Origin of the sequence: Microbispora corallina, assembly GCF_016863035.1 — a bacterium.
Classification (GTDB): domain Bacteria; phylum Actinomycetota; class Actinomycetes; order Streptosporangiales; family Streptosporangiaceae; genus Microbispora; species Microbispora corallina.
Genome location: NZ_BOOC01000013.1, coordinates 68,178 through 92,982, shown reverse-complemented (window position 1 = coordinate 92,982; position 24,805 = coordinate 68,178). Strand labels below are relative to the sequence as shown.

Sequence of the window (24,805 nt, the reverse complement as noted above, 5' to 3'; positions counted from 1 at the left end):
CACCACGACCTCCGCGTCCCGGTACGGATCACACGTCTGACTCACGACGGCCTTCCGGCCGGTCGCCATAGCCAGCGCCAGAGCGCACGACGCCGGGTGATCACCGACACATCCGCCCGGCCCGTGGTCCCTCTCAGCGGACTGCCGTGACCCTGCAGGCCCCTTGCTACAAGGCCAGCCCCTGTCGTCTCACGAAAGATCCCCTCTCTTGATGAAGACACTGTTTGACCTGCGCCACAACCGAAGCGTCGCGTGCGTGGCCATGTGTGCGGGCGCCGTCGTCGTCGGCGGTTCGCTCATCGCCGCCGCTCCCGCCCCGGTCGGGAAGCCGGTCAACCAGGCCGTCACCACGGTGTCCGCCGCCCTGTCCGCCACGGCTGTGTCCGCGGCCGCCCTGCCCGGGGCCGTGCTCCCCGTCAACGAGCGGGTGCTGCTGCGCGGCAGCACCAAGGGCTCCTACTTCTGGGACGACTCCTCCGGCCGCCAGGGCGACACGGGCCTGCCGGCGATCGGCAAGCCCATGCAGAAGGGACTGTTCGCCAGCCCGAGCTGGCCGCTCGGCACCGAGGGCTACATCTTCTACAACGGCAAGAGCGCCAAGTTCTTCATCGGCGACCGCGGCCCGGGCGTCCCGTCGGACGAGGGCGTCATGCTGGACATCGACGGCAAGACCTTCGCCCAGCTGACCGGCAACGACTGGAACGACGACACGCTGACCGTGAACGGCGAGGACGGCCACATCCAGGTCGACTACATCGTCACCAAGTGGGGCGACGGGCCGGGCACCCGCGGCGAGCCGCTCCCCTTCTCCTCCGGCGCCTGGCAGGGCTGATCCACAACCCCCGTTCGTCGATGTGCGGACCGTCCCCGGGACTGCTAAGGTTACGCACGTCGCAAGCGCCGCTAGCTCAGTTGGTTAGAGCAGCTGACTCTTAATCAGCGGGTCCGGGGTTCGAGTCCCTGGCGGCGCACCGACAAGCCCCGGGTCTTCCACGGAAGACCCGGGGCTTTTCCTTTGCCGTCGCCGGTGACGGATCCCCGGCGGTGCGCGTTCAGGTGCCGAGGAGATCGTGCAGGTGCCACCCGTCCTCGTCCCCGGCCATGCGCGGCGCGGGCGCGTGAGGTGGGGTTCGAGCGTCACCGGGGCCGGCGGTTTGCCGAGGCCTATAGTCAAGGGGGATGGCCGTACACGGCTGAGCGGGGCCGGAGCGCCACCGCGGCCGTGGTGAGGGGGACCGTCATGGACGCATCCGTGCTCGATCGGCTGAGCCCGGGCGACCATGTGTGCCGGGTCTACGGCGAGGAGGGCCAGCGGGCCGAGACCGTCGCCGGCTTCGTCAGGGGTGGAGTGAAGCGCGGCCACAAGGTGGTCTACTTCGCCGTGCGGTCGCCCGGCGCCGTACTCGAGGAGCTGGCCTCCCGGGGCGTGGACGGGCGGGTGCTGTGCGACCGCGGCCAGTTCGAGGTGGCCCGCGCCGGGGACGGCTACCTGACGTCGGACGGCTTCGACGTCGGGACGGCGATCGCGGGGTGGGAGCGGGAGATCGCGCGCGCCCGGGAGGGCGGCTACACCGGGCTGTGGGCGATGGGCGACATGGCGTGGGCGGCCGGGGACGGCGCGGTGGCGGAGCGGCTGCTGCGCTACGAGCGCGAGGCCACCCGGTTCTTCTCCCGGGACGACGCGCTCGCCCTGTGCCTGTACGACCGGCGGATCTTCCCGGAGGAGGAACTGGACGCGATCGCCGCCGTCCACCCCTCCACCCTGGAGCCGGCGGACGACGCGGACTGGGCGCCGCTCCTGCGGATGCGCCGCACGTCTCGGCCGCTGGGACTGAGGCTCATCGGCGAGGCGGACGCCTCCAACCGCCACGCGCTCGCCGCCACCCTGGCGAGCCTCGCCGGCGACCTGCCCCTCACCGACGAGCCCCTGACCCTCGACCTCACCGAGCTGCGCTTCGCCGACGCGGCGGTGGCGCGGTTGCTGATCCGGACCGCGCGCGTCCTGCCCACCGGGATGCGGATCGCCGGCTGCCCCTCCGGCGTCGCCCGCCTGCTGACCCTGCTCGGCGGCGGCTGGATCCCGGGGACCGGCCTCCACCACGACGGCTGACGCGCACCCCGCGCATCCGCCGGCCCCGCGCATCCGCCGACCCCGTCAACCCCGGCCCGCTGGGCGCCTCGCGTCACCAGCTGACCGGCAGCTCCCGGAATCCGCCCGTCAGGCGGTCGGCCCGCGGCCGCAGGTCCTCGTACGGCACGGCCAGCCGCAGGCCGGGGAAGCGCTGGAACAGCGAGCCGAAAACGGCCCGCAGCTCCACCCGCGCGAGGCTCGCGCCCAGGCAGTAGCGCATGGCGTAGCCGAACCCGACGTGCGGGATGGCGAGGTCGCGGGAGATGTCGAAGCGGTCGGGGTCGGCGAAGACCCGCTCGTCCCGGTTGGCCGCCGGCGTGGACAGCATGATCAGCTCGCCGGCGCGGATCCGGACGCCCGCGATCTCGGCGTCCTCGTGGGCGTACCGGACGAGCCCGTGCTCGCTGGGCACGGCGAAGCGCATGATCTCCTCGACCGCGTCGGCGGCCCGCGACGGGTCGCGGATCAGGGCCTCCCGCTGGTCGTGGTGGCGCAGGAGGAGCAGCACGCCGTAGTCGATCTGGTTCACGGTCGTCTCGTGGCCCGCGAACAGCAGGCCGCCGGCGATCCGGGCGATCTCGGACTCGGGCAGGTCGGCCGTGGCCAGGTCGGAGTACACGTCCTCGCCCGGGTGCTCCCGCTTGGCCTGCACGATGGCGTACGTGTACTCGCCCATCGCGTCCCGGGCGGCGGCGGAGCGGGCCAGGTCGGTGAGGTCGGTCATGTCCTCCGCGATGGCCCGGAACCTGTCCCTGTCCTCGAACGGCACGCCCAGCAGCTCGCAGATCACTTGGATCGGCAGCGGCACCGACAGCCGTTCGTGCAGGTCGGCGGGCGGCCCCTGGTCGGCCAGGTCGTCAAGGAGGCCGTCCACGAGCGTCTGGACCCGGCCCGACAGGCTCTGCATCCTCCGCGCCGAGAACGCGGGCGCGAGCAGGCGGCGCATCCGGCCGTGCACGGACCGCTCGGTCGCGTGGTCGCCGTTCGGGCCGCCGATCAACGCGTTCCGCGACAGCCGGGGGGCCGACTCCGGGGCCGGGTGCGACCGGCCGAACCGCTCGTCCGCGAAGACCTCCCTGACCTCGTCGTACCCCGTCACGAGCCACGCCTCGTCACCGGTCTCGGTCAGGACCTTGGTGACCGGGCACTTCGCGCGCAGGTCGGCGAAGCCGGGGGAGACGTCCAGGGCGTCCGCCCGCTCGAACGGCAACTGAGGGAGTCCGGACATGTCAGAGATCCCTTCAAAAGGCGTCAACCTCTCGAAGCTCTCATCCGACCCGTCCCTGGACAAGTAGCGAAACCATGTCTTAGGAGGGGCTTCCCCATCTCCGGAACAGGTGCTCACCCGCCCTGATCCACGCTCACGGGCTCCGGTCGGGGGGTCCTCTCCTCGGAGCGCCTCATCCGCCGCGTTCGCCGTCCGATCACGACGGTCGCCGCGGCGGCGGCCACGGCGAACCCGACGGGGACCATCCACAGCCGGTTGAGCCGGTCGCCGAGCAGGTGGTCCACCGAGAGCCGTCCGGGGCCGGCCACCGCCAGCGCGGCCGAGGCGGCCCCGAGCAGCGCGGGGAACTCCAGCCCGCCCTGGGTCGAGAAGAACCCGTTGGGCACGTGCACGGAGGCGGCCGCGGTCATCGCCGCCGCGGCGGCGGCGCCGGCGGCCGGCGTGGCCAGGCCGAGGGCGAGCAGGCCGCCCCCTCCGGCCTCGCCGAGCCCGGAGGCCAGCGCGCTGTGCCGGGCCGGCGTGAAGCCGGACTTCTCCATCATCGCGGTGGTGCCGGTCATCCCGCCCCCGCCGAACCAGCCGAACAGCTTCTGCGCGCCGTGGGCGAACAGCACTCCGCCGACGCCCAGCCGCAGCGCCAGCAGTCCGATGTCGTGTCTGCCGATGTCAGCCATGACCGCCTCCTTCCCGGGGACGTCCGCCTGACTCGTCCAATCTCGGGTCAGGCGCCCGCCGGGGCCGCCGACGGGTCGGGGGCGGAGGCCGTCCACGCGGCCTCGCCCTCGCCGAGGACGGCCTCGTAGTGCTCGACGAGCCGTTCGCACAGCGAGGTCCACGTGCGGGAGAGCACCGAGCGCCGGGCCTCCTCGCCCATCCGGGCGCGTGCCGCCGGGTCGGCGACCAGCCGTCTCACGGCCTCGCGCATGAGCGCCGGCGAGTCCGGCGGATAGAGCAGGCCGTTGCCGCCGGGCCGCACGAGGTCGAGCGGGCCTCCGGCGGCCGCCGCGACCACCGGGACGCCCGCCGCCAGCGCCTCCTGCACGGCTTGGCAGTACGTCTCGTTCGCCCCGGTGTGCACGAACACGTCGAACGACGCGAGGGTCCGGGACAGCTCGGCCCCGGTGCGCAGCCCGCAGAAGACGGCGCCGGGCAGGCGGCGGCGCAGCCCGGGCGCGGCGGGACCGTCCCCGACCACCACCAGCCGCACGCCCGGCAGGTCGGCCAGCTCGGCCAGCAGGTGGACGCGCTTGTCGGCGGCCAGCCGGCCGACGTACCCGACGATCACCTCTCCGCCGGGGGCAAGCTCGCGGCGCAGCCCCTCATCGCGGTGGGCGGGGTTGAAGCGGTCGAGGTCCACGCCGCGCCCCCACAGCCGCAGCCTCGGCACGCCGTGCGCCTCCAGCTCGGCCATCGTCGCGGTGGACGGCGCGAGCGTGCGGGCCGCCCGGACGTGGATGTGCCGCAGCCACGCCCAGATCGCCGGGTCCGCCCCGCGCAGGCCGTACTGCCGGGCGAAACCGGCCAGGTCGGTCTGGAACACCGCGACCGCCGGGACGCCGAGCCGCGCGGCGGCGGCCACCCCGGAGGCGCCCACCACCGTGGGGGAGGCGAGGTGGACGACGTCGGGCTTGAAGTCCGCCAGGCGGGAGGTGATCCTCCGGCTGGGCAGACCGACCCGGAACGACCGGTAGAACGGCAGCCGGAACGCCGGGGTGGCGTGCACCGGGAACCCGGCGTAGCCGGCCGGCCCCCGCGACGGCGCGACGACCATGGCCTCGTGGCCCTCCGCGGCCAGATGGTCGAGGACCCGGCAGACGGAGTTCGTCACGCCGTTGACCTGGGGGAGGAACGACTCGGCGACGATGGCGACTCTCATGGCGTGATCTCCGTCTCTGGGCCGGCCGCCGTCCGGTCAGGACAGCGGCCGGGACAGCGGTCGACAGGGGTCAGACAGGGGTCGGGCGGATGCGGCGCAGCACCGGGTCCAGCTCCGCCGCCGAGCGCTCGTCGAGCAGGGCGGTGCGGCCGCGGGCGGCGTGCCACGCCTCGGCGAGGACGAGCGCGCCGAGCCTGGGCAGGAAGTCGCGCGAGCGGCGCACCACCCAGCCGGTGCCCTCGACCGCCATCCAGCGCACGCCGTCCCAGGCCGAGGGGACGGGGCCGGACGGCTCCTGGTCGGGCAGGGCCCGCACCGCGATCCCGCGCGCCGCGAGCTCGCCGGCGAACAGGCGGGCCAGCAACCGGTGGCCGCGCTCGCTCGGGTGCAGCCGGTCGACGCCCCACATCCGGCGCTCGTACAGCGCGGGGTGCGCGGCCAGGTCGACGTGGACGGTGCCGTACCGCTCGGCGAGGCGGTCGAGGATCGCGTTGATCCCCCGTACGCGGCGGGTGAGCGGGCGGCGGACCAGGTCCGGCACGCCGAGCATGAGGCCGGGGTCGGGGAGGCGGGCGGTGAGCACGGTCGCGCCGCCGTCGCGCAGCCCGGCCACGACGGCGTCCAGGTCGGCCGCGATGGCGGGCAGCGAGAAGTCGCCGCGGAGGGTGTCGTTCACCCCGGCAAGCACCGTGGCCAGCGTGGGCCGCAGGGACAGGGCGCGGGGCAGTTGGGCGGCGGCCAGGTCGCGGGAGGTCGCGCCGCTGTGGGCGAGGTTGCCGAACAGCACCTCCTCGCGCGGGCCGAGCGCCTCGGCCAGCAGCGCGGCGTAGCCCCGCCAGCCGCCGCCCGGCAGCGGGTCGCCGAGCCCCTCGGTCACCGAGTCGCCGAGGGCCACCAGTCGCGTCGTCACCATCGTCGATCTCCGATCAGCCTGGGGAGTCCGTGCGCGCGCAGGAACCCGTCCACGGAGGCGGGCCAGCCGAACCGCTCGGCCTGACGGCGGGCCGCGGCCCGCCGGTCCGCCTCGTCCCGGGACAGCAGGCGCTCGATCGCGTCGGCGTACGCCTCGGGGCGGCCGGCCGCCGTGAGGCCCGCGTCGCCGACGACCTCGGGGAGCGCGCTCTCGGCCGCCACGGTGACCGGCGTCCCGCAGGCCAGGGCCTCCAGCGCGGCCAGGCCGAACGTCTCGATGGGTCCGGGGGCCACGACCACGTCGGCGGTGGCGAGCAGCCGGGCCACCCGGTCCCGGTCGGCGATGTGGCCGAGGAACCGCACCGGGAGCCCGTCCGCGAGCGCCTCAAGGGCCGGCCGCCGCGGGCCGTCCCCGGCCACGGCGAGGACGGCCGGAACGCCCCGGCGGCGCAGCTCACGCAGCGCCTCGACCGACCGCTCGGGCCGCTTCTCCGGGGAGAGCCTGCCGCAGTGCACCAGGAGCCGCTCGCCGGGCCGGGCCAGGGACCCGCGCAGGACGGGGTCGCGGCGGACGGGCGAGAAACGGCCGAGGTCGACGCCGAGGGGGACGCGCACGAGGTTGGGGACGCCCAGCCGATGGAACTCGGCCGCCGCCCACTCCGTCGTACAGGCGATCACGTCGTACGACCGGGCCGTCGCGGAGTTGAGCCGGTCGGCCAGGCGCCTCGACAGGGGGACGGGCATCCGGCGGGGCGCGAGCACGCGCAGCAGGCCGTCCAGGCTCTCGTGGGACACCATCATCGAGCGGACGCCGCGCGAGCGCGCCCACCGGCCGGTCCACCGGAGCGTCGCGCGGTCCGACACCTCCAGGCGGTCGGGCTCCAGGTCGTCGAGCAGCCGGGCCAGGGGCCGCCGGGCGGTGATGACGCGGTAGCCGCCGGTGCCGGGGACGAGCGGCCCCGGCACGGTGACGACCAGCCCGGCCCGGGTCTCGGCCCGTCCCGGACGCTCGCCGGGGATCACCAGGACGACCTCGTGCCCGGCGGCGGCGTACCCGGCGCCCAGCTCCTCAAGAGCGGTGCGCAGGCCGCCCGAGCGGGGGGCGACGAAGTTGGCCAGCCGTACGATCCGCATGATCCATCCCGGCGTCGAGTCGGTGCCTGCGCCGATGGTGGACCGGCCGACCACCCGGACAGATAACCCCAAATGGCCTGATCCCTAACCTTCTCCGAATACCGGTGTCATTTCCGGTCACGGCATGGGCCGGATGAGGCGGGGACGGCCCGGATCAAGGACCGGTGAAGTGACCCCAGCCGGCGGAAGATCTTCAACGGGGGCGCGGTGGCGCGGACTCCGGACGGGGGAGACCGCTTCTCACTACCAAGTGTGTCCGGATGAGCACATCCTTGTCTCCCGGCACCCGAGCCTGGAGGTGGTGACGAGTGCGGTTCTCAGCGGAGGACGCTGCCTGGAGTCAGCTGCGCAGCGAGTACGCCGGGCGCTGGTCGATCTGGCGGAGCGACGCCGGCCGCTGGTACGCGACACGGCTGACGAGGTCGCTGTCCCGCGCCGAGATGGACCGGGGCCTGATCATGACCGCGAGCGGCGAGAACGCGGACGAGCTGCGCGCGCAGCTGATGGCGCAGGACGGGCTCGCCAGCCACGTGATCTCTGGCTGACCCGCGGGGAACGGCGCCGCACCCGCAGGGCGCGGCGCCTTCGCATGAGGCATGACCTCGACGCACCGCTTGGCACGCCACCGGAGCCGCTTCAGGAAGAAGCGGCACGGCCGCCGCACGGGTGGGGTGATCGGCCCGGCATGACGGGTGAGACGATCGGGGAGTGACCGAATCCGTGGTTAGCGACGGCGCGCCGGCCGGCGCCGTCACCGTCCCCCCGACGGGCGCCCAGTACACGATCGCGGCCGAGGGCTACCGGGCCGTGCTCACCGAGGTGGGCGGCGGCATCCGCGCCCTGACATACGGCGACCGCCCGCTGCTCATGGACTACCCGGAGGACCAGCCGCCCGTGGGCGGGGCCGGCCAGCTCCTCATCCCCTGGCCCAACCGCGTCAGGGACGGCCGCTACATCTTCGACGACGAGGAACGGCAGCTCGCGATCAGCGAGCCCAGGACGGGCAACGCCGCACACGGGTTCGCCCGGCTGCTCTCGTGGACCGTGCTGGCGGAGGAGCCGTCGTCCATCCGGTTCGGGGTGCGGATGTTCCCCCAGCTCGGGTACCCGCACGTGCTCGACCTCACGGCGACGTACGCGCTGGGCCGGGGCGGCCTCGAAGTCGAGGTGACCGCGACCAACGTGGGCGCCGGCACCGCGCCGTACGGGATCGGGGCCCACCCGTACCTGACGCTCGGCGAGGGCCTGGTCGACGACGCCGTCCTGGAGATGCCCGCCGCCGCCTGGGCCGAGCTGGACGACCGCAAGATCCCCACCGGGCTCCGGGACGTCGAGGGCACGCCGTACGACTTCCGGCGGGCGCGGCCCATCGGCGACCTGCCGCTGGACACGCCGTTCACCGGCCTGCGCCGCGATCCCGACGGGCTGGTCCGCGTGATCTTGCGCGCGGGCGACGGCTCCCACGGCGTCGAGCTGTGGGGCGGCGAGGGCGTCGAGTGGCTCCAGGTCTTCACCGGCGACCCGCTGCCCGAGCCGTACCGGCGGGCGGGCATCGCGGTCGAGCCGATGAGCTGCCCGCCCAACGCGTTCGAGACGGGGGAGAACCTGCTCCGGCTCGCCCCCGGCGACCACGTGAGCCACCGCTGGGGGGTCCGGGCCCTCTCGTGACACCGCCTTGAGGGGCGGGTGTGACAGGCGATCGTCGTGATTTCAGCTATTTTCATCTGCTCTCCGGAACGGGGCGAACCGGGGGCCGGTCCGGCCCGGTCCCGGCCTCACCCCGGATGAGCTGCTCCGACGCACGTCGGGACGGGGCAGGGGCGCGGGTCGTGGTGACGGTGAGGTCACGGAAGCGCACTGGGCGGGAAACAATCCTGTTTCTTTGAATTCACACAGCCGCGACACGTGCCGTATGGTGACTGTGGGAGCGCTCCCATTTGACTCAGAGGAGGCGCGCGTGACTCTCCCCTTCGGATCGGCGCCGCTCGACGCTATGCCCGTCGGGACCGCCGAGTGCCTCCTGCCCGCCGTGGGGGCGAGTGTCGGTGTCGCCCGCGGCGTCGTGCGGCGGGAGCTGGACAGGTGGGGGGTGCCCGAGCTCGTGGACGACTGCTCCCTCATCGTGAGCGAGCTGGCGGCCAACGTCGTGCGCCACGGCGGGACGGTGTTCACCCTGCGGCTCGGCAGCAACGGCGCCTGGGTCTACGGCGAGGTCTTCGACCAGGGGGAGGGCGTGCCGCGGCCCCGGGAGGCCGACGAGGACTCCACCGACGGGCGCGGCCTGATGATCGTGAACGAGCTCGCCGACGACTGGGGGGTCGCCCGGGACGCCCGGGGCGGCAAGACCGTGTGGTTCATCGCCGGGGCCGACGTCCCGCGCCACGTGCCCGTCGTCCCCTCCCGCTCACGCGTCGCGGTGGGCTGACGCGCCCAGCCGGGCCAGCACCTGCTCGGCGATCTCCTGAGGCGTGCGAGCGCCGCTGTCCACCGTCACGTCGGCCACCTCCAGGAAGTGCGCGAGCCTGCGCGCCCGCTGCTCCTCCAGCATCTTCACCAGGTCGGGCTGGAAATGCGGCCGGTGCGGGCTCGACTTCATCCGCTCGGCCAGCACCTCGGGCGGGCCGTCGAGGAACACCACGAACGCCGAGGCCAGCGCCGCCCGGGCCGCCGGGTCGTCCACCGTGCTCGCGGCCGCGGCGACCACCGGAACCGGACGGGCCGCCAACGCCTCCCGGAGCACCTGGGACTCCCTGGCGTGCAACTCGTCCGCGCCCAGGTCGGCCGCCATCCGCGCGGCGGTCGCGCCGTACCTGGCCTCCAGATCGGCGTCGCTGTCGCGCATCGGACGGCCGAGCGCGTCCGCCAGGAGGCGGGCCACCGTGCTCTTGCCGGCCCCCATGAGTCCCGTCACCACTACCGGAATGTCCGTCATGACCACCATGCTGCCCGGTCAAGAGGGGGGCACGCGAACGTTTGGAATCCGTGGAGGGGATAGAGGCACAGGCGAAGGAGGACTAGCCAATGACCATCGCCGGAAGCATCATCCTCATCATGATCGGTGCGATCCTCACCTGGGCGGTCGACTTCGCCGTCGCCGGAATCGACATCCAGGTCATCGGGGTAATCCTGATGGTGGGAGGCCTCGCCGGGCTGCTGTTCGGCATCTGGCGCCTGACCACGGCCCGCCGCGCCGCCGCCGTGACGACGACCGTGCCGGTGGACGAGGCGACGACCCGCCGCCACGTCTACGAGGAGCGGCGCTACAACGACCCGATCTGAGCCCGCTCAGCAGGAGGCCTCGCAGGAGGGAGGCACGACCATGCCAGGACGCAAGGAGCTGCCGTCCACCCTGGAGCGCTCCCCCAAGGACGCCCAGGAGACGTGGATCAAGGCCCACGACTCGGCCGTGGAGACGTACGGCGAGGGCGAACGGGCGCACCGGACGGCGTTCGCCGCGCTGAAGCACTCCTTCGAGAAGGTGGGCGACCACTGGGAGAAGAAGGGCAGGCGCGGCCCCTCGGACGAGCAGGCGGCCAAGGGCACGCCCAAGGCGGGCAAGACGGCGGAAGGGGTGGACGCCAACGCGTCGAAGCGCCACCTCTACGACGTCGCCACCCGTCTCGGCGTCCCGGGCCGTTCGAAGATGTCCAAGGAGGAACTGGTCGACGCGATCAAGAAGGCGAACCGCCGCGCCACCGCCAAGGCCCGCTGACCCCTCCGTCCGGGCGGGCCGCGCGGGTCCGCCCGGACGGGGACGAGATCAGTACGGGTAGTGCAGGGGCGCGTCCGTGCTGGTGATCCAGCGGCGTTCGGTGAACTCCTCGAGGTTCGCCTCGCCGCCCGAACGGCCGCCCAGGCCCGACTGGCCGATGCCGCCGAAGGGCGCCAGGGCCTCGTCCTGGGGGGTCGCGTCGTTGACGTGCGCCATGCCGCCCCGCAGCCGGCGCGCGAGCCGCAGACCCCGTTGTGTGTCGGCGGTGACGACGGCGTTGACCAGGCCGTACCCGGTGTCGTTCGCCGCGCGGACCGCCGCCTCCTCGTCGTCGACCACCAGGACGGGCGCGATCGGCGCGAAGATCTCCTCGTCCCAGAGCCGCATGCCGGGGGTGACGCCGGTGACGACCGCCGGCCGCAGGTACGGCGGCCGCGCCGACCCGCCGGTGACCACCCGCGCTCCCGCCGCGACAGCCTCCTCCAGCATCTCCTCGGCGCGCCGCCGCTGCCGCTCGTTGATCATCGGTCCGAGGCCGACCGGCTCGGTGTGCGGGTTCCCGACCGTGATGGCGTCGGCCCTGGCGGCCAGTGCGGCCACGTAGCGGTCGGCCACGGCGCGGACCACGATGTGGCGGCCCGCGGTGATGCACGTCTGGCCCTGGTAGTGGAAGCTCGACCAGGCGCCGATCATGGCGGCCCGGTCCAGGTCGGCGTCCTCCAGCACGATCAGCGCGTTGTTGCCCCCGAGCTCAAGGGAGGCCTTCTTGAGCAGGCCGCCCGCCGTGGCGGCGATCCGCCGGCCCACCGCGGTGGAGCCGGTGAAGTGCACCATCGCGACGTCGGGGTGCTCCACGATCCGCTCGCCCACGTCCGCGCCGCCGGGCAGGACCTGGAGCACGCCCGGGGGAGCGCCGGCCTCCGCGAACACCTCGGCGAACGTCAGGCCGCCGGACAGCGGGGTCTCCGGCGACGGCTTGAGCACCACCGTGTTGCCGAGGGCCAGGGCCGGCGCGACGACGCGCATGCCGAGCACGAGCGGGAAGTTCCACGGCGTGATGAGCCCGACGACGCCGAGGGGGACGCGCTCGGAGACCGACAGCCGCCCGGGATGGGTGGTCTGCAGGATCTCGCCGACCGGCCGGGAGGCCAGCGCGGCCGCCTCGGTGAGCTCGCCGGCCGCCGCGCCGATCTCGTAGTCGGCCTTGCCGGGGATGCACCCGGTCTCCCGTACGAGGAGCTCGCGCAGCTCGCCGGACCGCTCCTCGAGGATCGCGGCGGCGCGCCGCAGGACGGCCGCCCGCTCGGCGTACGTGGCCGCCGCCCAGGCCGGCTGGGCCGCGGCGGCCGAGGCGACCGCGCGGTCCACGTCGGGCACGCCGGCCAGGTCCACCGTGGCGAGCGTCTCGCCGGTGGCCTTGTCCAGGACATCGATCGTCTTGCCTCCGGACGGGGGCTCGAAGGCGCCCCCGATGAAGAGAGTTGTGGGCCGCTCGCTCATGTCTCTCCTTGAGCTGGTCGGGGTCAGGGGGACGGCTCGTCGCCGGGGACGGGGGCGAGCCGGTCGACGGCGCGGCGGGCCAGGACCACCGCCCCGCGCACGGGCGGCTTGCGCATCAGCCGTATCGGAAGCCGCGGGTGGCGCTCGGCCAGGGCGTCCTGGAACGCGTGGAACAGCATGGGCTGGCGGACGAAGACGCTGCCGCCGGTCACCACCTCGGTCGCGGCGGCCCCCCTGGAGACGAGGGTGTCGACAAGGCCGGCCAGCCGCCTCCCGCCTGTCTCGATCACCTCGGTGGCGTCGGCCGAGCCCCTCCGCGCGGCCTCGAAGACGACCGGGGCGCGGTCGGCCCAGTAGCCGGCGGCCGGGTTGTCGTTGACCGCCCGGGCGAGCGCCGCGGGGCCGGTCACCTGGAACCCGTCCATCAGGAGGGGAAGCAGCACGTCGGGAGCGCCCCCCGCGTCGTCGCGGGCGAGCGCCACCTTGACGGCCTCGCGGACGAGCCCGGCCGCGCTCCCCTCGTCGCCGATCACCCAGCCCCAGCCGCCCGCGAACGACAGCCCGCCGTCGCGGCCGACCGCGACGGCGATGGAGCCCGTGCCGGCGATGACCCCGATGCCCTCCTCCAGCCCGGCGGCGCTCACCAGCAGCGCCGCGTCGTTGGTGACCGCGCAGGGGACGCCGAGCCGGGCGCGCAGCGCGTCCGCCAGGTCCCGGCAGTGCTGCTCGGTGTCGCACCCCTGGGCGCCCGCGCCCACCGCGAGGACGGTCTGGCCGGCCGGCGTGTGCCGTCCGACGAGGGCCTCGATCCAGCGGGCGGCGGCGTCGACCGGTCCGGCGGACCAGTCCCCGCTCGGCTCGACCGCCTCCCACGCCGGCGTCCCCTCGGGGGTCTCCGCCCTGATGGCGGTCTTGGTGCCGCCGATGTCGAGCCCGACGAGCACGCCGCTCACGCCGTCTCCCCCGAGTACGCCGCCATGGCGGTCTTGGTGTCGGCGGAGTGGAAGACGAACGACTCGATGGGCACGTCCCTGGCCTCGGCCAGCGCCTGCGCGAGTCCCTGCAGCACGACGGCCTCCAGCACGGACCGCTGCGCGGGCGGCAGGCCGGGCACGCGGACGACCCGCAGCAGCGGCCCGGGCGGCACGTCCCGGGAGGTGAGCAGCAGCACCGGATGGCCCGCCTCGGAGAGCTGGCGGCCGAGCGCGACCTCCCGATCGCCCCCGACGATCACGTGGGCGGTGCCGCCGGCCGACTCCATCGCCCCGTGCAGGTACTGCCGGGTGCCCATGGCGGTGGACGGGACCCGCGCGACCTCGCGGAACAGCAGGGCCCCCGCCTCGGCGGTGCCCACGGCGGACGCGTCGCCCACGAAGTCGACCGACGAGACCCCGTCGAACGCGGCCGCGGCCTCGGCCGTCGCCGCGGCGGCCTCCTTCTCGAAGTCGCCCAGCAGGCCGGGGAGGTCCCGCCATCCGGGATCCGGCGCGCCGCCGTCCCACATGTCCGCCAGGACGCCCAGGGCGACCAGGGTGCCGGTGTACCCGATGGTCGAGGCGTAGCTGTCCCGCTCGTTGCCGAGGTCCACCGCGGCCCGCGCGGCGCCGGCGATGTCGGACGGCCACACGTTGACCACCGCGATCGTCTCCACGTCGTCCGGCAGCGACCGGAGGGCCTCAAGCGTCTCGACGCTGCCGCCGCTCTGGGAGACGGCCACCACGGCACGGCCGCGCACGGTGAGCGGCAGCGGCGCGTCGCCGGCGCCGATCCGGTACGCCTCGTGACCGCGGGCGCGCAGCGCCCACAGTGGCGCCGCGCAGGCGGCGAGGCTCGCCCCCATCGCGACGAAGAGCGGGCCGGCACCCCGGAGACTTCCCGCGTCCGCCAGCTCGCCCAGCCGCCGTGTCACCCGATCGGTGATGGCCGCCAGGGCGTCGCGCTGCGCGGCGCGCCCCTCGACGAAAGTCCGATACTTGCCTGACATGTGTGTCGTTCACTCCTGATCTCTGGCCGCCGGTGACGGCGGCCGGTCACTTGACGGCGCCCGCGGCGAGACCGCTCATGATCTGGCGCTGCAGGATCACGGCGAACACGACCGGGGGCACCAGGGCAACGACGCCGCCCGCCGCCATCAGGCCGAAGTCGAGGCTGGCGTACTTGCCCACGAACTCGCTCAGCGCGACGGGGACGGTCTTGGCGGCGGGGGAGTCGGTGAAGATGAGCGCGTAGAAGAACTCGTCCCACGAGGCGAGGAAGGCCATGATCGCGGCGGTCACCAGGCCCGGCCGGGCGATCGGCAGGACGATCCTGAACAGGGCGCCGAGCCGGCTCAGCCCGTCGATCTGCGCCGCGTCCTCCAGCTCCACGGGCAGCGCCGCGAAGTAGTTGCTCAGCAGCCACAGCAGGAACGGGGTGGTGAACGTGCAGTTCACCAGCACCAGGCCGGTCCTGGTGTCGAGCAGCCCGAGGTTCGCCATGATCAGGTACAGCGGGATGACGAGCGCCAGCGGCGGCATCATGTACGTCCCCAGGAACAGCAGCAGCACCGGGGTCTTGCCCCGGAAGCGCACCCGGGCGAACGCGTAGGCCCCGAAGACGGCCGCGACGCCGCTGATGACGACGGTCGCCGTGGCCACCACGAGCGAGTTGACCATCGCGGCCCGCAGGGCGCCGCCCACGCTGCTCTGCGCGCCGGTGAAGATCTCCTGGTAGCGGGCGAGCGTGGGGTGGTCGGGGACGAAGTGCGTGGGGACGCTCAGCAGCTCGGCCTGCGTGGACAGGCTCGAGATCACCAGCCACAGGATCGGCCCGAACACGGCCGCCAGCAGCACCGCCCCGATGGCGTACATGAGGACGTAGTAGCCCGTCCGGCGGCGCGTCATCGGCCCGATCCCGTCTGCCGCAGCGCCCGCAGGTAGACCAGCGACAGCGCCAGGATGAACAGGGCCGTGAGGAACGCGATCGCCGAGCCCAGCCCGAAGCGCTGGTTGGAGAAGGCCTGGAGGTAGGCGTAGAAGGCGATGGTGGTGGTGCCGGAGGCAGGGCCGCCCCTGGTCATGATGTAGATGATGTCGAAGACCTTGAACGCCTCGATCGTGCGCAGCACGATGACCACCGCGATCACCGGCTTCAGCAGCGGCAGCGTCATGTGCCGGAAGCGCCGCAGCGCCCCGGCCCCGTCGATCGCGGCCGCCTCGTAGATGTCGGCGGGGATGGTCTGCATGCCGGCCAGCAGGAGGATCGCGACCAGCGGGATCGTCTTCCAGGCGTCCACGACGGCGACGACGTACAGGGCGCGGCCGGGGCCGCCGATCCAGTCCTGGTAGTGGTCGATCAGGCCGAGCCGCAGGAGCAGCCCGTTGAGCGCGCCGTAATTGGGGTTGAGGATCCAGCGCCACATGTTGGCGTTGACGATCGTGGGGACCGCCCACACCACGATGACGGCGGTGCGGAAGAGCCACTGGCCGGGGATCCTCTGGTTGAGGAACTGGGCGAGCAGCACCCCGACGACCAGCTCGATCCCGGTGGAGAAGACCGTGAAGACCGCCGTACGGCCCACGGTCTGCCAGAAGGCCGGGTCGGTCACCAGGTCGGCGTAGTTGCGCACGCCGACGAAGCCGTAGGCCGCCTCCACCACCGAGTCGGCGTCCAGGAAGCTCAGGACGAGGGTCCGGCCCAGCGGGTAGAGGATGATCCCGAAGACGACGACGAGCGCGGGCGTCAGGAGGGCCAGGGCGTAGCGGCCCTCCCGGGCGCGGCGGAGCGGGCGGCCGGCCGGGACCGGCGCCGCCCGCGTGCCCGCGCTCGTCGGCTGTCGCACCAGTCCCGTCATGCCGTCGCCAGCTCGTTGGCCTTCTCCACGGCGGTGTCCAGGGCGGCCTGCGGGCTCTGCTGGCCGTACAGCGCCGCCTGGATCTGCTGCTGGATCACCTGGCTGATGGCGTTGTAGTTGTTGACCTTGGGCCGGTCGGTCACGCTCTTGAGCTGCTCGCCGTGGGCCTTGGCCAGCTCGGGGTTGTCGCCCAGCACCGACGCCTTGGAGTAGGAGTCGGCCCAGATGGGCGTGATGTTGTCGGGGTGCGCCTCCTGCTGCGCGGGGCTGGCCAGGAAGGTCACGAAGTTCCACGCGTCGTCGACCCGCTCGCATCCGGTGGTGATGGCGAGGTTGCTCGACCCGGTGCAGGCGGGGCCCGCCCCGCTGGGGCCGATCGGGCTGGTCGTGACGACGATGTCGCCGACCACCTTGCTCTGCTGCGGGTCCTTGGCGGCCGAGGCCACGTAGTCCCAGTTGAGGACCATCGCCGCCTGACCCTGCAGGAGGACCCGCTTCACGTCGTCCTCGATGTACTTCAGCGACGAGGGGTCGGTCAGGCCCTCGTCGATCGTGCTCTTCATCCACTCGAGCGCCGTGACGCCGCCGCCCGTGTTGAAGACGAACTTCCCCTGGTCGTCCTGCCACCTGCCGCCGAACGCCGCGAGCAGCGAGCCGTAGTCGACGATGACGCACTCGGCCTGGGCCCAGCTCCACACGAACGGGAACTTGACCGCGCCCTTCTTCTTCAGCGTCCTCGCCGCGCCCAGGACGCCGTCCCAGGTCTTCATGTCGGTCTCGGCGACGCCGTTGTCCGCCAGGAGCTTCTTGTTGTAGTAGAAGAGCTTGCCGCCGACGACCCACGGCATGGCGTAGTCGCGGTCCTGGTATCGGACGATCTCCTCCACCGGCAGCATCGTCGTCTTCCAGTCCGGCTTGAACCGGGACGTGACGTCGATGATCATCTTCTTGGTGGCGAACTCGGTGAGCCACTGGCCGTCGATCAGGACCACGTCGAACTTGCCCGCCGCGGCCGAGGTCACGATCTTGTCGTGCAGCGCCTCGTACGCGACGAAGGTGGCCTCGACGGGGACCTTCGGGTAGGCCGCCTTGAAGGCTCCGATCATCGCGTTGATGTCGGACTCCGAGTAGCCGGCCTGCTTCATGAACAGGGCGCGGAGCGGGCCCGTGGCCCCGGAGCCCGATGATCCGCCGGGGACGCCGCAGGCCGCCAGGAACGCAGCGGTGCCGGCCGCCACGCCCAGCCCGAGAAACTCACGCCGCTGTAGCGACACGCTGATCACTTCCTCTGAGACGCTTTTGTCTATTTCTCCCAGGCAGGGAGTATGTTAGTTAAATTACTAACGAACTCGGATCCGGGTCAAGGACTGGCCGAGTCATGATTCGTGAGAACCTGGAGTGATGAGGGACCGTCGGCATCGGCCGTACCAGACGGCAGAACTGACCGCGCCGGGGAGAGCGGTCCTGGGCCTTCTCGCGCGCGGCGGCGAGTTCACCCGGCCCTACATCAGCACGCAACTGGAGATGTCCAAGCCCACCGTTTCGCTGGCGATTGCCGAACTCGAGGCGGCCGGCCTGGTGGAGATGGTCGGCACCTCGCAGGGCTTCACCGGCCGGTCGGCGGCGCTGTACGCGCTGTCGGACTCGGCGGGCTACGTCCTCGGCGTGGACCTGGGGTCGACGCGGGTGCACGTGATGGCGGCCGCGCTCACCGGGGAGATCCTGGCCGAGCGTTACCGCACCCATCCGGCGGCCGACCCGCACCCCGGCGCCGCCAACCCGGCCCTCGCGTCGGCCGCCCGGCGGCTGCTGCCCGAGGTCGTGGCCGGCATCGGGGAGTCGCGCGGCCCGCTGCGCGCGATCTCCGTCGCGATCCCGATGGTCGTGCCGCCCGACCGGTCGCTGCTGACGGAGGAGGACCTCGACGCGTGGGCCGGGATCTGGCCGCCGCTCGTCGACGCCTGGAGGGGCTGGGGGCTCGACCTGGACCTGCCGGTGCGGGTGGCCAACAACGTCAACTGCTCCGCCCTGGCGGAGCTGCACTGGGGCGCGGCCCGGGGCCGGGAGGACTACGTCTTCGTCCAGGTGGGCGTCGGCATCGCGCTCGGCATCGTGAGCCGCTCCCAGGTGGTGGTCGGCGCGAACGGCGCGGCGGGCGAGGTGGTCCGCATGCCCTACCCCTGGGCGGAGAACCAGCCGCCCCGGCCCAAGGCGCTGGAGGCGCACCTGGACGCGGGCGGGCTGATGGCCCGGTGCAGGCGGCTCTGGCCGCGGGACGCGGGACAGCCCCCGGCCGACGCGGAGCGGCTGTTCAGCCTCGCCGCCGACGGTCACCCGGTCGCCCGGTCCCTCGTCGAGGACCACGCCACAGAGGTGGGCCGGCTGGTGGCGGCCATCGTGGCCGTCCTCGACCCCGGACTGGTCGTCCTCGGCGGCGGTGTCGGGCAGAACCCGCTGCTGCTGCCCGGAGTGATCAAGGTGCTCCAGGAGACGAGCTGGCCGACCCTCGTCCTGCCGGGCCAGCTCGGCGCGCAGGCGACGGTGAAGGGCGCGGTGCGCCTCGCCGTCGAGGAGGGCAGGGCCGCCCTCCTCGACGGCTGAGGCACGCCGCCGCGTCACCCGGCCTTCTCTACGCGTGGCAGTGGCCGCCGGCGGCGCTGGGCGGCACGTCCAGCGTCGGGTTGCGGTCGAAGAAGCCGCTGGGCTTGAGCGTGAAACCGCACCGGTCGACCGGCATCACCGGCCAGTCCTCCGGGCGGGGGAAGTGCGTGAGCCCGAACGTGTGCCACAGCACGACGTCCTCGCCGTCGATGCTCCGGTTCCGGCGGGCGAACTCCGGCAGCCCCCGGCCCGGCGGGCTCTGGTTGACGTAGTCGCCGGCCGGGTAGAGCTCGTCGGGCGCGTACCTGGTGACCCACAGGTCCCGTGTCGCGAAGCCGGCCCGGGAGTGGATCCCACTGTCCTCGTCGGCCAGCAGCATCGGCTGCTGCTGCGGGTGGAGCACGTAGGCCACCGGCTCACCGAACCGGTTGGTCGCGCCCGGGTTGCTCACCCGCCACACCCGGCCGCGGTCGGCCGCCGCGCGCCGCGCGCCGTCCAGTTCTGTGGTCAGCCTGGTCACCCTGCGGCCGATCACGTTGCCGTACGGGTTGTCCGGGCCGAGAGGGGCCCGTTCGACGTCGATCTCGTCCACCGCGTTGACCAGGCCGTCCACGGTCATGTCGAGGCGGGCGCCGAACAGGTGCTGGTGGCTGGGCGCGCCGAGCCCGGGGGCCACCTCGGTCGCGTGCGGGTACCCGGGGTGGGGGTGGGCGGAGGTGAAGACCACCCCTGTGGCCTTGACCTCCAGCTCGATGGTCCCGTCGAGGTAGAGGTACCAGTAGAAGCCGTAGTCGTAGTTGCCCACCGTGGTGAAGAACGAGATCACCAGCCGCCGCTGCCGCCGGGTGTCGGCCTTCCCCGTGAAGATCTCGGTGTGCTTCCAGAGAATGCCGTAGTCCTCCTCGTGGATGCAGACGGCGTTGCGGATCGTGCGGGGCGCGCCGAGGTCGTCGGCGATCACGGCGTCGAGGTAGACGATCTCCCCGAGGCAGTCGCAGCCCAGCGTCAGCGAGTTGGCGAACTTGCCGACCAGGTACTCGCCGGAGTCGAAGTAGTTCTGCCAGTACCGGGTCGGGCCGGGGTCGCCGTACGGGATGACCATCTCGGCCACCGAGGCGCGGTAGACGACCGGGCGGCGCCTGCCGTCGTCGTCGAACGCGATCTGGTGCAGCGTCAGTCCCTCGCGGGCGTCGAACCCCACCCGCAGGCTCCACTTCTCCCATTCGAGGAGGTTGCCGGTGAGGGAGAAGCTGACGCCCTCGGGCTGGCTGATCTCGATCGGCTTCAGCGTGGTGCGGTACGCGGCGGGCTCCAGGCTTCCCGACTCGGCCGGGACCGGCATCAGGCGCTCGTCGACCAGCTTGATCACCCGGCCCTCGACGAGGTCGACGTACGCGGCCACCCCGTCGATCGGATGGGCCCACGGCACGTCGTGCTCGTCGGCCTGGTGGAAGGCGAGCACGCGGACGAGCCGCCGGGCGTCCTCGTCCGGGTCGCCGTACCGCCCGGCGGTCAGCGGGCAGGCCCGGATCTTTGACACGTCGGTCAGCCCGCGCCTGGCCATGGCCGCCCGCCAGCCCTCGTCGGCGTGGACGATCTCCTCGGCCCGCGCGAAGTCGCCGTCCAGGATCGGGAACTGGCCGTCCGCCGCGCCGTCCACGACCTTCGCGGCCAGGACCGCGCCCATCGTCAGGGACACCTCGACGTCCTCCAGGCGTCCGGTGGCGACGTCCACGAGGAACGCGCGGACCACCCGGTCGACGGCGTCGCCGGGCCGGTGGGACAGCACCTCGGACTTGTGCGGCTCGCGCAGGCCCAGGTAGGCGAACCGCGTGTGCTCGCCGACGTGTCCGGCCGCGCCCAGGATGTCCCTGGCCCGGCTGATCTCCTCGGCGCTCAGCAGGTCGAGCGGATGCGGCGTCGCCATGAGGCTCCCTCTCACTGGGGTAATACCACTGCATACCAATTAGATCCAGAAGATACAATCGGCCTCTCATCATGACAAGCGCCGATGGCGCCGGAAGGAGACCGCTCGTGATCGGGATCGGACTTCTCGGGTCGGGATTCATCGCCGACACCTACGCCGACGGCCTGCGCGACGTGCGCGACGCCAGGCTCGTGGCGAACTTCTCGCGCGACCCCGCCCGGGCGGCCCGCTTCGCCGAGACGTGGGGACCGGTCGCCCGCACCCACGGCACGATGGAGGACCTCTGCCGCGACCCGGAGGTCGATCTCGTGGTGATCGCCCTGCCGAACGAGGCCCACCTGGAGGCCGTGCGGATCGCGGCGGCCGCAGGCAAGGGGGTCGTCTGCACCAAGCCGCTCGCCCGCACCGCGGCCGAGGCCGCCGAGATGCTGCGGATCGTGCGCGAGGCGGACGTGTGGCATGGGTACGCCGAGAGCTCGGTCTTCTCGCCGAACATCGCCAAGGCGTACGACATGGTCGGTGCGGGCGCGATCGGCGAGGTGCTGTCGATGCGGGCCAGGGAGGCGCATTCGGGGCCGCACGCCCCGCACTTCTGGGACGCCGGGACGGCGGGCGGCGGCGCGCTGCTCGACATGGGGTGCCATACCGTCGAGACGGCCCGGCTGTTCTTCGGCAAGGACGTGCCGATCGTCGAGGTCTTCGCCTGGGGAGCCACGCTGGTGCACGGCGACAGGACGACCGGCGAGGACAACGCGATCGCCCTGCTGAAGTTCGCCAACGGCAGGGTCGCGACCGTCGAGTCGTCCTGGACCGAGCGCGGCGGCATGCACCTGCGCCACGAGATCGTCGGCACCGAGGGCCGCCTGATCACCGACACGGGCTCCACGCCCGTCTGGGGGTTCGTCCAGAACCCCGCCGGATACCTGGTGGAGAAGGCCGACGCGGAGACCGGCTGGGTCCATCCCGTGCCCGAGGAGGCCAGGGCGTACGGGTTCTCCCAGGAGATGCGCCACTTCGCCGAGCGGTTCGCCGCCGGGCTGGCCCCCTCGGAGACCTTCGAGGACGGCTACGTCGTCAACGCCGTGATCGACGCCTGCTACCGCTCGATGAAGTCCGGCGTCTGGGAGCCGGTCGAGCCGGCGCTCTGATCGGGCCGGGGGCCGCCGCCGGCGCCACGCGCGAAGCTCGTGCGCAGACGGTAGCGGTCCCCCCGGTAGTGCAGGCGGGAGTGGAACAGCCGCGTGTCGGCGGCGTCGACCACGATCTCGGTCATCACCAGCAGCGGGGCGCCGGTCTCGACCTCCAGCAGGCCGGCCACCCTGGCGTCGGCGGGCCCGGCCTCGATCGTGGTGTCGGCCCGGGAGGGCTCCCGGCCCGCCTCGGTGAGCACCTCGAACAGGGACCGCGTCGCGAAGTCGGCATCGGGCAGCCCGGGGGCGACCGCGAGCGGCACCCGCGTGTAGTCGAGCCCCACCGTCCCGCCGTCGAGCAGCCGTACGCGCTCCAGGTGGAACAGCGGCGCCCCGGCCGCCACCATCAGCAGGTCGGCCTCGTCGAGCGTGGCGGGGTGGACGTCGGCCCGCAGCACGCGGGAGGCCGGGGCCAGGCCCTTGCGGGCAGCGGTCTCGGAGAAGGACTCCAGGGAGTTGGGCCAGTCGGTCTTGGCCGCCGTGCCCACGTACCACCCACGGCCGTGCGAGGCGGTGAGCACGCCCTCTTCGACGAGACGGCCGAGCGCGCGGCGCAGGGTCACCCTGCTGACGCCGAGGTCCAGGCACAGCTCGCGCTCCGGCGCGAGCCGGGCGCCGGGTGCGAGCGACCCCTCCGCCACCTGACGCCTGACGTGGTCGGCCACCTGCGCCCAGAGAGGCTCCGGCGCATCGGGGTTCAAGGGTCCGGCCGCTCCGGACGCGAGCACCAACGGGACCGCCTCGGCATGGGATGAACAGAAGACCACTGCATACCGGATTATGCCAGAGGGACGCCGTCAGGCGATCAGACCGCCGACGGGGGCGCTGTGGCGGATCATGTCGAGTACGGCACGGCGGATCGCCCCGCGGTCGATGCCGGCGTCCTCCAACTGCTCCTGCGAGGTGGCCGAGCCGGGCATCTCCGACACGCCGAGCTTCACGACGGGGACGGGGGCGCCTGCCAGCGCCGCGAGCACGGCGTCGCCGAGCCCGCCCTCGGGCCGGTGGTCCTCGACTGTGACGACCCGGCCGGTGGCCGTGGCCATGGTCCGCAGTTCCTCGGAGTCCAGGGGCTTGACCGAGTACGCGTCGATGACGGTGATCGAGACGCCGTCCTCCTCCAGCAGGTCCGCGGCGGCGAGGGCCTCGTGGACCGTGACGCCCGCCGCCACCACGGTCGCGTGGCCCCCGGTCCGCAGGACCTTGCAGCCGCCCACCGGGAACCGCTCGCCCGGGCCGTAGACGACCGGGGTCTCGCCGCGGGTGGTGCGCAGGTAGCGCACGCCCTTCAGCCCGGCCGTGTCCGCCACCAGCCGCGCGGTCTGGTTGGCGTCGCAGGGGTAGAGCACCGTGCTGCCGTGGATCGCGCGGAAGGCGGCCAGGTCCTCCAGGCCCATCTGGGACGGCCCGTCCTCGCCGATCGAGACCCCGCCGTGCGACCCCACCAGGCAGATGTCCGCCCGGCTCACGGCCGCCATCCTGACGAAGTCGTACGCCCTGGTGAGGAACGCCGCGAAGGAGGCGGCGTACGGCTTCCAGCCCCGGGCCTGCATGCCGATCGCGGCCGCCGTCATCTGCTGCTCGGCGATGTGGCACTCGAAGAACCGCTCCGGGTGGGCCTCGGCGAAGGCGTCCAGCTTCGTGGAGTCGGCCACCTCCCCGTCGAGCGCGACGACCGCGCCGTCGGCCGTGCCCAGGGCCGCGAGCGCCGCGCCGAACGCCGTCCGCGTGGCGACCCGCTCGCCCACCCGGTACTCCGGGAGCTCCAGGGAGCCGGCGCCGAAGGCGTACGGGGTGCCCGCGATGGTCGGGGGGTTCACCTGGACGGTCAGCCGGCGCGGGCCGCCGAGCTCCGCGACGGCCTGCTCGGGGTCGTCGAGCGGCTTGCCGTGCTTGCCCTCGCGGTCCTCCACGGCCGGCACCCCGAAGCCCTTGCACGTACGGGCGATGATCGCGGTAGGGCGCCGCCGGGTGGCACGGGCGTCGGAGAGGGCGTAGTCGATCTGCCCGGGGTCGTGGCCGTCGATCTCGATCGTGTGCCAGCCGAACGCGCCGATGCGCCGGGCGTACGCCGCGAGGTCCCAGCCGTGCCGGGTGGGGCCCCGCTGGCCCAGGCGGTTCACGTCGACGATCGCGGTGAGGTTGGCCAGGCCCTCGTGCCCGGCGTGCTCGAACGCCTCCCACATCGACCCCTCGGCCAGCTCGCCGTCCCCGCACAGCACCCAGACGTGGTACGGCAGGCGGTCAAGCTTGCGGCCGGTCAGGGCGAGCCCGACGCCCACGGGCAGCCCGAACCCGAGCGAGCCGGTCGCCACGTCGACGAACGGCACGCGGGGAGTGGGGTGCCCCTCCAGGCGCCGCCCGCGCCCGCGGAACGTCAGCAGCTCCTCGTCGGTGACCACGCCCGCCGCCTTGAGCATGGCGTACAGCAGCGGCGAGGCGTGGCCCTTCGAGAAGACGAGGTGGTCGTTGGCCGGGTTGGCCGGGTCGCCGGCGTCCAGCCGCAGATGACGGGCGAGCAGCACGGCCATGAGCTCGGCCGCCGACAACGAGGACGTCGGGTGCCCCGAGCCGGCCGACGCCGAGGCGCGCACCGAATCCACCCGGAGCTGGGCCGCGAGTTCGCACAGGAAGCGGTAGTCATGCTCGTCCATCGCCATCGACTACCCCGCGCGGGTGATTCATATCGCGGCAAAGGCCCGGTATGTCGCGCTCGTCGTCGCCGGCGTACGAGGCCCCATGTGTCGGGCTCGGGGTCAGCG

The 24,805-nt window shown here is 73.2% G+C and carries 24 protein-coding genes and 1 tRNA gene; 10 read left to right on the top strand and 15 right to left on the bottom strand.

The window, feature by feature from the left end:
* Window positions 1–211: 211 nt before the first annotated feature.
* The 3 genes from Mco01_RS15825 (at window position 212) to Mco01_RS15815 (ending at window position 2,110) form a co-directional block, all read left to right on the top strand.
* Entirely contained in the window at window positions 212–832 is a 621-nt protein-coding gene (locus Mco01_RS15825; protein WP_204057664.1) for a hypothetical protein, read from the top strand.
* Window positions 833–897: 65 nt separating this feature from the next.
* Window positions 898–971, top strand: a tRNA-Lys gene (locus tag Mco01_RS15820).
* A 269-nt stretch (window positions 972–1,240) separates the two neighbouring features.
* Window positions 1,241–2,110, top strand: coding sequence for an MEDS and STAS domain-containing protein (locus Mco01_RS15815; RefSeq protein WP_204057663.1), 870 nt, complete (start codon window positions 1,241–1,243; stop codon window positions 2,108–2,110).
* A gap of 73 nt (window positions 2,111–2,183) precedes the next feature.
* Here the strand turns inward: Mco01_RS15815 and Mco01_RS15810 are convergent, their stop codons facing one another.
* The 5 genes from Mco01_RS15810 to Mco01_RS15790 all read right to left on the bottom strand — a co-directional run bounded on the left by Mco01_RS15810 (window position 2,184) and on the right by Mco01_RS15790 (window position 7,353).
* Window positions 2,184–3,359, bottom strand: a complete 1,176-nt coding sequence (locus tag Mco01_RS15810) for a cytochrome P450 (protein WP_204057662.1) — start codon at window positions 3,357–3,359, stop codon at window positions 2,184–2,186.
* 113 nt (window positions 3,360–3,472) lie between these two features.
* Complete coding sequence (locus Mco01_RS15805; RefSeq protein WP_204057661.1) at window positions 3,473–4,033, bottom strand: DoxX family membrane protein; 561 nt, start codon at window positions 4,031–4,033, stop codon at window positions 3,473–3,475.
* Between the two features lie 47 nt (window positions 4,034–4,080).
* Window positions 4,081–5,235, bottom strand: coding sequence for a glycosyltransferase family 4 protein (locus Mco01_RS15800; protein ID WP_204057660.1), 1,155 nt, complete (start codon window positions 5,233–5,235; stop codon window positions 4,081–4,083).
* Between the two features lie 70 nt (window positions 5,236–5,305).
* Window positions 5,306–6,148: an SGNH/GDSL hydrolase family protein gene (locus tag Mco01_RS15795; protein WP_204057659.1), complete on the bottom strand. Its 843-nt coding sequence runs from the start codon at window positions 6,146–6,148 to the stop codon at window positions 5,306–5,308.
* Complete coding sequence (locus Mco01_RS15790) at window positions 6,142–7,353, bottom strand: glycosyltransferase (protein ID WP_239103635.1); 1,212 nt, start codon at window positions 7,351–7,353, stop codon at window positions 6,142–6,144. The genes Mco01_RS15795 and Mco01_RS15790 overlap by 7 nt, the downstream gene beginning before the upstream one ends.
* Before the next feature lie 236 nt (window positions 7,354–7,589).
* Between Mco01_RS15790 and Mco01_RS15785 the strand changes: the two genes are divergently transcribed.
* The 3 genes from Mco01_RS15785 to Mco01_RS15775 all read left to right on the top strand — a co-directional run bounded on the left by Mco01_RS15785 (window position 7,590) and on the right by Mco01_RS15775 (window position 9,706).
* Window positions 7,590–7,826 (top strand): hypothetical protein, encoded by a 237-nt coding sequence (locus Mco01_RS15785; protein ID WP_036331426.1) that lies wholly within the window; start codon window positions 7,590–7,592, stop codon window positions 7,824–7,826.
* Between the two features lie 175 nt (window positions 7,827–8,001).
* Complete coding sequence (locus tag Mco01_RS15780; RefSeq protein WP_204057658.1) at window positions 8,002–8,949, top strand: aldose 1-epimerase family protein; 948 nt, start codon at window positions 8,002–8,004, stop codon at window positions 8,947–8,949.
* A gap of 289 nt (window positions 8,950–9,238) precedes the next feature.
* Window positions 9,239–9,706, top strand: coding sequence for an ATP-binding protein (locus Mco01_RS15775; protein ID WP_198167522.1), 468 nt, complete (start codon window positions 9,239–9,241; stop codon window positions 9,704–9,706).
* Here Mco01_RS15775 and Mco01_RS15770 read toward each other — a convergent pair.
* A complete protein-coding gene (locus tag Mco01_RS15770) occupies window positions 9,686–10,213 on the bottom strand; it encodes a shikimate kinase (RefSeq protein WP_239103634.1) in 528 nt (175 codons plus the stop codon). The genes Mco01_RS15775 and Mco01_RS15770 overlap by 21 nt on opposite strands.
* A gap of 89 nt (window positions 10,214–10,302) precedes the next feature.
* Between Mco01_RS15770 and Mco01_RS15765 the strand changes: the two genes are divergently transcribed.
* Complete coding sequence (locus tag Mco01_RS15765) at window positions 10,303–10,560, top strand: DUF6458 family protein (RefSeq protein WP_204057657.1); 258 nt, start codon at window positions 10,303–10,305, stop codon at window positions 10,558–10,560.
* Between the two features lie 40 nt (window positions 10,561–10,600).
* Complete coding sequence (locus tag Mco01_RS15760) at window positions 10,601–10,993, top strand: ChaB family protein (protein WP_204057656.1); 393 nt, start codon at window positions 10,601–10,603, stop codon at window positions 10,991–10,993.
* Between the two features lie 48 nt (window positions 10,994–11,041).
* Here the strand turns inward: Mco01_RS15760 and Mco01_RS15755 are convergent, their stop codons facing one another.
* From Mco01_RS15755 to Mco01_RS15730, 6 genes are read right to left on the bottom strand one after another with little or no spacing between them, the layout of a single operon-like run.
* Window positions 11,042–12,493 (bottom strand): aldehyde dehydrogenase family protein, encoded by a 1,452-nt coding sequence (locus tag Mco01_RS15755; protein ID WP_204057655.1) that lies wholly within the window; start codon window positions 12,491–12,493, stop codon window positions 11,042–11,044.
* Between the two features lie 23 nt (window positions 12,494–12,516).
* Window positions 12,517–13,446 (bottom strand): N-acetylglucosamine kinase, encoded by a 930-nt coding sequence (locus tag Mco01_RS15750; protein ID WP_204057654.1) that lies wholly within the window; start codon window positions 13,444–13,446, stop codon window positions 12,517–12,519.
* Window positions 13,443–14,477, bottom strand: coding sequence for an SIS domain-containing protein (locus Mco01_RS15745; protein ID WP_204057653.1), 1,035 nt, complete (start codon window positions 14,475–14,477; stop codon window positions 13,443–13,445). The genes Mco01_RS15750 and Mco01_RS15745 overlap by 4 nt, the downstream gene beginning before the upstream one ends.
* Before the next feature lie 46 nt (window positions 14,478–14,523).
* Entirely contained in the window at window positions 14,524–15,375 is an 852-nt protein-coding gene (locus Mco01_RS15740; protein ID WP_204057652.1) for a carbohydrate ABC transporter permease, read from the bottom strand.
* On the bottom strand, window positions 15,372–16,325 hold the full coding sequence (locus tag Mco01_RS15735) for a carbohydrate ABC transporter permease (protein ID WP_204057651.1): 954 nt from the start codon (window positions 16,323–16,325) through the stop codon (window positions 15,372–15,374). Before Mco01_RS15735 ends, Mco01_RS15740 begins: the two co-directional genes overlap by 4 nt.
* On the bottom strand, window positions 16,322–17,599 hold the full coding sequence (locus Mco01_RS15730) for an extracellular solute-binding protein (RefSeq protein ID WP_204057650.1): 1,278 nt from the start codon (window positions 17,597–17,599) through the stop codon (window positions 16,322–16,324). Before Mco01_RS15730 ends, Mco01_RS15735 begins: the two co-directional genes overlap by 4 nt.
* A gap of 127 nt (window positions 17,600–17,726) precedes the next feature.
* On the opposite strand from Mco01_RS15730, the gene Mco01_RS15725 reads away from it, so the two are divergent.
* On the top strand, window positions 17,727–18,926 hold the full coding sequence (locus Mco01_RS15725; protein ID WP_204057649.1) for an ROK family transcriptional regulator: 1,200 nt from the start codon (window positions 17,727–17,729) through the stop codon (window positions 18,924–18,926).
* Window positions 18,927–18,954: 28 nt separating this feature from the next.
* On the opposite strand, the gene Mco01_RS15720 is transcribed toward Mco01_RS15725, so the two are convergent.
* Complete coding sequence (locus Mco01_RS15720; RefSeq protein WP_204057648.1) at window positions 18,955–20,853, bottom strand: primary-amine oxidase; 1,899 nt, start codon at window positions 20,851–20,853, stop codon at window positions 18,955–18,957.
* 107 nt (window positions 20,854–20,960) lie between these two features.
* Between Mco01_RS15720 and Mco01_RS15715 the strand changes: the two genes are divergently transcribed.
* Complete coding sequence (locus Mco01_RS15715) at window positions 20,961–22,001, top strand: Gfo/Idh/MocA family protein (protein WP_204057647.1); 1,041 nt, start codon at window positions 20,961–20,963, stop codon at window positions 21,999–22,001.
* Here the strand turns inward: Mco01_RS15715 and Mco01_RS15710 are convergent.
* Both Mco01_RS15710 and Mco01_RS15705 read right to left on the bottom strand, forming a co-directional pair.
* Complete coding sequence (locus Mco01_RS15710) at window positions 21,950–22,744, bottom strand: GntR family transcriptional regulator (RefSeq protein WP_204057646.1); 795 nt, start codon at window positions 22,742–22,744, stop codon at window positions 21,950–21,952. The two genes, Mco01_RS15715 and Mco01_RS15710, sit on opposite strands and share 52 nt — an antisense overlap.
* 96 nt (window positions 22,745–22,840) lie before the next feature.
* Window positions 22,841–24,697, bottom strand: a complete 1,857-nt coding sequence (locus tag Mco01_RS15705; RefSeq protein ID WP_204057645.1) for a transketolase — start codon at window positions 24,695–24,697, stop codon at window positions 22,841–22,843.
* Window positions 24,698–24,805: the final 108 nt, after the last annotated feature.